This is a genomic window from Stenotrophomonas sp. STEN023, assembly GCF_056760135.1.
The window spans coordinates 1-5,751 of sequence record NZ_JBRREF010000142.1 but is presented as its reverse complement, the minus strand read 5'-3'; the positions used below and the strand labels follow the sequence as shown (position 1 = coordinate 5,751).

At 65.8% G+C, this 5,751-nt stretch carries 6 protein-coding genes and 1 pseudogene; 5 read left to right on the top strand and 2 right to left on the bottom strand.

The features are described 5' to 3' along the window. Together ACVOLV_RS21840 and ACVOLV_RS21835 are read left to right on the top strand one after the other, a co-directional pair. Positions 1-188: hypothetical protein (locus ACVOLV_RS21840; protein ID WP_481556190.1), on the top strand; the 188-nt coding region annotated here is incomplete at its 5' end. A 156-nt stretch (positions 189-344) separates the two neighbouring features. Beyond that, positions 345-1,097: an SDR family NAD(P)-dependent oxidoreductase gene (locus ACVOLV_RS21835; protein ID WP_481556189.1), complete on the top strand. Its 753-nt coding sequence runs from the start codon at positions 345-347 to the stop codon at positions 1,095-1,097. 40 nt (positions 1,098-1,137) lie between these two features. Here the strand turns inward: ACVOLV_RS21835 and ACVOLV_RS21830 are convergent, their stop codons facing one another. After that, on the bottom strand, positions 1,138-1,578 hold the full coding sequence (locus tag ACVOLV_RS21830; RefSeq protein ID WP_481556188.1) for a PepSY domain-containing protein: 441 nt from the start codon (positions 1,576-1,578) through the stop codon (positions 1,138-1,140). Positions 1,579-1,698: 120 nt separating this feature from the next. Here ACVOLV_RS21830 and ACVOLV_RS21825 point away from each other — a divergent pair, with 120 nt between their 5' ends. The 3 genes from ACVOLV_RS21825 to ACVOLV_RS21815 are packed head-to-tail and all read left to right on the top strand — an operon-like array spanning position 1,699 to position 3,994. Continuing rightward, positions 1,699-2,007, top strand: coding sequence for a PepSY domain-containing protein (locus ACVOLV_RS21825; RefSeq protein WP_296246826.1), 309 nt, complete (start codon positions 1,699-1,701; stop codon positions 2,005-2,007). Beyond that, on the top strand, positions 2,007-2,669 hold the full coding sequence (locus ACVOLV_RS21820) for a response regulator transcription factor (RefSeq protein WP_481556187.1): 663 nt from the start codon (positions 2,007-2,009) through the stop codon (positions 2,667-2,669). Before ACVOLV_RS21825 ends, ACVOLV_RS21820 begins: the two co-directional genes overlap by 1 nt. Continuing rightward, complete coding sequence (locus tag ACVOLV_RS21815; protein ID WP_481556186.1) at positions 2,666-3,994, top strand: sensor histidine kinase; 1,329 nt, start codon at positions 2,666-2,668, stop codon at positions 3,992-3,994. Before ACVOLV_RS21820 ends, ACVOLV_RS21815 begins: the two co-directional genes overlap by 4 nt. Before the next feature lie 85 nt (positions 3,995-4,079). Here ACVOLV_RS21815 and speA read toward each other — a convergent pair. Continuing rightward, positions 4,080-5,633: pseudogene (gene speA, locus ACVOLV_RS21810) on the bottom strand (arginine decarboxylase); the annotation flags it as partial. Positions 5,634-5,751: the final 118 nt, after the last annotated feature.

Genomic DNA, 5,751 nt, shown 5'->3' with positions numbered 1-5,751 from the left:
CTCCCACAGGCCCCCCCCTCCTGCCGCCCCGGGGGCTGGGGAGGGTTGGGGAGGGGTGCTTTGGCTTTGGCTTTGGCTTTGGCTTTGGCTTTGGCTTTGGCTTTGGCTTTGGCTTTGGCTTTGGATTTGGCTTTGGATTTGGATTTGGATTTGGCTCTTTGGCTTTGGCTCTTTGGCTCTGGCTTTAGCCCTTCTCCCGCCTGCGGGAGAAGGGTTGGGATGAGGGGGCGCTTTGGCTTCTTGCTTTTGCTTTGGCTCTTGCTTGTACCGTCGGCCCAACCTCCCCACACCCCCCAAAGCCCCAAAGTGCGAAAATCCAAATCCCCTGCCCCAAGGATTCCGCAATGTCCAAGACCGCTCTGATCACCGGCGCCACCTCCGGCTTCGGCGCCGCCGCTGTCCGCCGCTTTGCCGCGGCCGGCTGGAAAGTGATCGCCACCGGTCGTCGTGCCGAGCGCCTGCAACCGCTGGTGGAAGAATTCGGCGCCGACAAGATCCACGCCGCCGCCTTCGACATCCGCGATGCCGCCGCAATGGAAGCTGCTCTGGCCGCCCTGCCACCCGCCTTCCGCGACATCGACCTGCTGGTCAACAACGCCGGCCTGGCCCAGGGAACCGCTGCGGCCCAGCACGCCAGCCTGGAAGACTGGCGCACGATGATCGACACCAACATCACCGCGCTGGTGACGCTGACCCATCATCTGCTGCCCAAGCTCGTAGAGCGCCGCGGTGCGATCATCAACATCAGCTCCACCGCCGCGCTGTATCCGTATCCGGGCGGCAATGCCTATGGCGGCACCAAGGCTTTCGTCAGTCAGTTCTCGCTGGGCCTGCGCTCGGACCTGCACGGCACCGGCGTGCGCGTGACCGCGATCGAACCGGGCATGGCCGAAACCGAATTCACCCTGGTGCGTACGCATGGCAATCAGGCCGCATCCGACCAGTTGTACGGCGGTGCCAGCCCGATGACTGCCGAAGACATCGCCGACCAGATCTTCTGGGTGGCGACGTTGCCCGCGCACCTCAACGTCAACCGCATCGAGTTGATGCCGGTAAGCCAGTCGTTTGCTGGCTTCCAGGTGGCACGCAACGCCTGATCGCACGAAGCGCAGCCCTTGGCTGCGCCTTCGCGGCAACTCAGTCCAGCCAGCCGTCACGCTCGCTGTGCAGGATGCGGCCATCGATGCCGCTCATGCGGACTTCCACGCGCTGGTTGCGGGCATTGCGCGCTTCCAGCTTCCAGGTGGCACCGTCGCGCTCCAGCGAGTGGATCTCGCGCAGGCCTGCGGCGCCGGCACGGGCCAGGATCTGCTCGCTGCCCAGCACGGCGCGACCATCGTGCTCATCAAAGATCTCGCCGGTCGCCGGGTCCACCCATACTTCGGCGAAGCGGCCATCAGCGCGCGCGACATCGGCTTCCCACAGACCATCATCCTTTTCGATCTCATGGATCTGCGTGTAGCCGGCAGCACGCAGCTTCTGCTCGACCTCGGCCATGCCCAGCGGCTTGGTTTGTGCATGGGCGCTGGTGCTCAATGCCGCGGCGATGGCGGCGGTTGCGAACAATGACTTCAACATGGGGGCGTTCCTTGAGTGCTGCCGGATCAGCCCGGCCCAAACAGTCTCCGCCGCCTGCCTAACAGCGCCCTAGCCAGCACTGTTAGTCGATTGTTAGCTAGCCGCGCTATCAATAGCGCCATGTTTTCCTACCGCACCCTTGTCGCCCTCGCCGGCCTGTCCTTGCTGACCGCAGGCACGCCGTTGGCCATCGCCCACGGCCAGGACGCCGCACAGCAGACCGCTCGCCAGGCTTTGAAGCAGGGCCGCTACGTGCCGCTGGAAAACATCGTGCGCGATGCCCTGCAGCGGCATCCGGGCAAGCTGCTGGAAGTGGAACTCGATGACGGCATCTACGAAGTGGAGATCCTGCGTGCAGACGGCGTGGTCATCGAGCTCGACTATGATGCCCGCAGCGGTGCCTTGCTGAAGACCGAACTGGACGATTGATGCGGATCCTGTTGGCCGAAGATGACCTGGAACTGGCCAGCCGCCTGCAGCCCTTGCTGGAGCAGGCCGGCTATGTGGTCAGCCATGTCAGCGATGGCCGCGAAGCCGAGGAACTCGGCCAGATCGAGGAACTGCAGGCAGCCATCGTCGACCTTGGCCTACCCGGACTGGACGGGCTCAGCGTGATCGAGCGCTGGCGTGGCAATGGCCGCGACTTCCCGGTACTGGTGCTGACCGCGCGCGGGCGCTGGCACGACAAGCTGGCCGGTTTCGATGCCGGTGCCGATGACTACCTGACCAAACCCTTCCAGGCCGATGAGCTGATCCTGCGCCTGCGGGCGCTGATCCGCCGCAGCAACGGCCACGCCAGCGCGCAGCTGAGCTGCGGCCCACTGCAGCTGGAGATCAACGCCGGGCGCTTCCTGTTGGACGGACAGCCGCTGTCACTGAGTCCGCAGGAATTCCGCCTGCTCAGCTATTTCATCCACCATCCGGGCAGCGTCGTCAGCCGCGAACGGCTGGGCGAGCAGGTCTTCGATGGCGGCCATGATCCCGACTCCAATGCACTGGATATGCTGTTGGGACGGCTGCGGCGCAAGCTGGGCGTGGACATGATCCAGACCGTGCGCGGCCAGGGCTGGCGCCTGGTCGCGCCAGCATGAAGGCGCTTTCGCTGCGCGCGCGCCTGCTGCTGGCCGGTGGCCTGGGGCTGGTGCTGGTTTCGGTGCTGGCTGGCGTGCTGCTCGGGCGTTTGTTCGAGCAGGCAGCGCGCGACAACCTGGACACCCAGCTGGAGCAAGACCTGCTGACCGTACTGGCGCAGGCCGAGATCGACGCCAGCGGCAAGCTCACGTTGCGCCAGGAACCCAACGATGCCCGCTTCCAGCGGGTGTTCTCCGGCGCTTACTGGCAGATCGCCACGACCGATGGGCAGGTGTTGTTGCAGTCGCGTTCGTTGTGGGATGAGAGTCTGCAACCACCAGTTCCAAGGATTCCTAGCCAGGCAAGCGGCGTGGACTTCAGCGGCCCGATGCAGCAGCCCCTGCGCGGCCTGACCCAACAGGTGCGCTTGCCGCGCAGCAAAGCCCCCCTGCAGGTCACCGTCGCCAGCGACCGCAGCCAGCTCGATACCGATGTCGCCCGTTTCCGCCAGCGCTCGGCGCTGGCGATGGCGGCATTGATCGCAGCGTGGCTGGCGGTACTGGTCAGCCAGGTGCAGTTCGGCCTGCGTCCTTTACGCGCGCTTGGCAAGCGCGTGGAGCAGGTGCGTCACGGCGATGCCGCGCAGATCAGCAGCGAGGGGCTTGGCGGTGAAGTGGCGCCGCTGGCCGATGAACTCAACGCCCTGCTCGCCCATCACCAGCGTATGGTCAGCCGCGCACGCAGCAGCGCGCAGGATCTGGCACATGCGCTCAAGACACCGCTGAGCGTGCTGCATGCCGAGGCCGATGGCAACGGCGAGCACTGGCGGCAAACCCTGCGCGAGCAAAGCCGGCGCATGCAGACAAGCATTGATCGCTACCTGGCCGCCGGCATGGCCGCGGACCGGCATCAACGCAGCGCAGTCGCGCCAGTCGCGCAATCGATGTGCCGACTGATGCAGCGTGTGCACGGCGAGCGCGGCATCCACTTCGTCGCCGACACCATCGATGCGCAGCTGTGCTTTGCCGGCGCGGCAGCCGATCTCGAGGAAATGCTCGGCAATCTGCTCGACAACGCTGGCCGCTGGGCGGCGCATGAAGTGCGTATCCAGGCGCGTGCAGACAATCAGCAGGTACTGATCGACATCATCGACGACGGCCCGGGCTTGGCCGAGCAAGCGCTGCAACAGGTGCTGCAACGTGGCGTGCGTCTGGACGAGCGTGATGGCAGCAGCGGGCTTGGACTGGCGATAGTCGGCGACATCGTCGACAGCTATGGCGGCAGCTTGACCCTGCGCAATACCGGCAGCGGGCTGTGCGCCAGCCTGCAGCTGCCACAGGCCTGAGCGCACATCGAATCAATCCGCCAAAGAAAACGCCGCGCAGGCAGGCCTGCGCGGCGTTCACTGTTTCCCTGCATGGGCAGTTGAATCAGCCCAGCGGTTCGTCCGACAGGTAGGTGTAGCCGGTCAGGCCCGCTTCCAGCGCGGCATCCAGCTCCGCGGCACGTTCGGCCGACAGATCGGCGGCGGCCACGCGCTCACGGTAGGCCGTGCGCAGGTCGGCCAGGCTGTAGCCGACGTAGTCCAGCATTACGTCGGTGGTATCGCCGCGACGCTGCTGGGTGATCACGTAGCCATCGTCTTCCACCACCACTTCCACCGCGTCGGTATCGCCGAACAGGTTGTGGATGTCGCCGAGGATTTCCTGGTAGGCACCGACCAGGAAGAAGCCGATGCGGTAGCTCTCGCCATGGCGCACGGCGTGCAGCGGCAGCGAGCTGTCCAGGCTTTCGTTCTCGACGTAGGTCTTGACCATGCCATCGGAATCGCAGGTCATGTCGGCGATCACGCCGCGACGCTCGGGGCGCTCGTTCAAGCGCTCGATCGGCACGATCGGGAACACCTGGTCGATCGCCCAGGCATCCGGGATCGATTCGAATACGCTGAAGTTGACGAAGTACTTGTCGACCAGGCGGTCGTTCAATTCGTCCAGCGCCGGACGATGACTCTTTTCGTCATAGCTCAGGCGCGCACGCACGCCGTTGGCGATGGCGTAGAACAGGTCGTCGATGCGCGCACGCTGCGGCAGGTCGATCTGGCCAAGTGCATAGGCGCTCAAGCCTTCAGCATGGAAATGCTGGGCTTCCTGGAACAGCTCCACCGCCGGGCGCTGGTCGAGTTCCTCATGGATCTCGCGCAGGTGGCGGATTGCTGCCGGCTCGTCGTCATGCGCTTCGGGCACGCGGCCTTCGGCAGCCTGTTCCACTTCCGACACGTTGGCGATCAGCACGGCGTGGTGCGCGGTCATTGCGCGGCCGCACTCGGTGATGATGCGCGGCGGGGTCAGGCCATGCGCTTCGCAGGCTTCGGCCAGCGGCTGCACGATATTGCTGGCGTAGGCGTTGAGGCCGTAATTGATCGAGCAGTAGCTGCGCGAACGGGTGCCTTCGTAGTCGATGCCCAGGCCGCCGCCGACATCGACGTGGCTGATCCTGGCGCCCAGCTGCGAGAGCTCGACGAAGTAACGGGTGGCCTCGCGCATGCCATTGGCGATGTCGCGCACATTGCTGATCTGGCTGCCCATGTGGAAATGCAGCAGGTTCAGGCAATCGGCGTACTCGGTGTCGCGCAGCGCCTTCCACAGGTCCAGCAGCTGGCGCGGGGACAGGCCGAACTTGGCCTTGTCGCCGCCGCTGTTCTGCCACTTGCCGGCGCCCAGCGAGGCCAGACGCATGCGCACGCCCAGGCCCGGCTTCACGTCCAGTGCCTTGGATTCCTCCAGCACCAGCTTCAGCTCGGACGGCTTCTCGATGACGATATAGGTCTGCAGGCCGAGCTTGCGGCCGATCAGGGCCAGGCGGATGTACTCGCGGTCCTTGTAGCCGTTGCAGACGATCAGTCCGCCCGGCCGGCTCAACGCCAGCACCGCCATCAGCTCCGGCTTGGAACCGGCTTCCAGGCCGAAGCCCTCGCCGTGGTGGGGGGGGCCCGGGGCCCCCCCCCCCCCCGGGGGGTTGGCCCGGGTGGGGGGGGCCCCGGGGTTGGCCCCCCCGGGGTGACCGGAGGGCAGGGGGGCGGGGACACCAACGGGCAGCGGTGGC

Coding starts and splice junctions, on each gene's coding strand:
- ACVOLV_RS21835 (WP_481556189.1), top strand. CDS start 345: ATGTCCAAGACCGCTCTGATCACCGGCGCCACCTCCGGCTTCGGCGCC.
- ACVOLV_RS21830 (WP_481556188.1), bottom strand. CDS start 1,578: ATGTTGAAGTCATTGTTCGCAACCGCCGCCATCGCCGCGGCATTGAGC.
- ACVOLV_RS21825 (WP_296246826.1), top strand. CDS start 1,699: ATGTTTTCCTACCGCACCCTTGTCGCCCTCGCCGGCCTGTCCTTGCTG.
- ACVOLV_RS21820 (WP_481556187.1), top strand. CDS start 2,007: ATGCGGATCCTGTTGGCCGAAGATGACCTGGAACTGGCCAGCCGCCTG.
- ACVOLV_RS21815 (WP_481556186.1), top strand. CDS start 2,666: ATGAAGGCGCTTTCGCTGCGCGCGCGCCTGCTGCTGGCCGGTGGCCTG.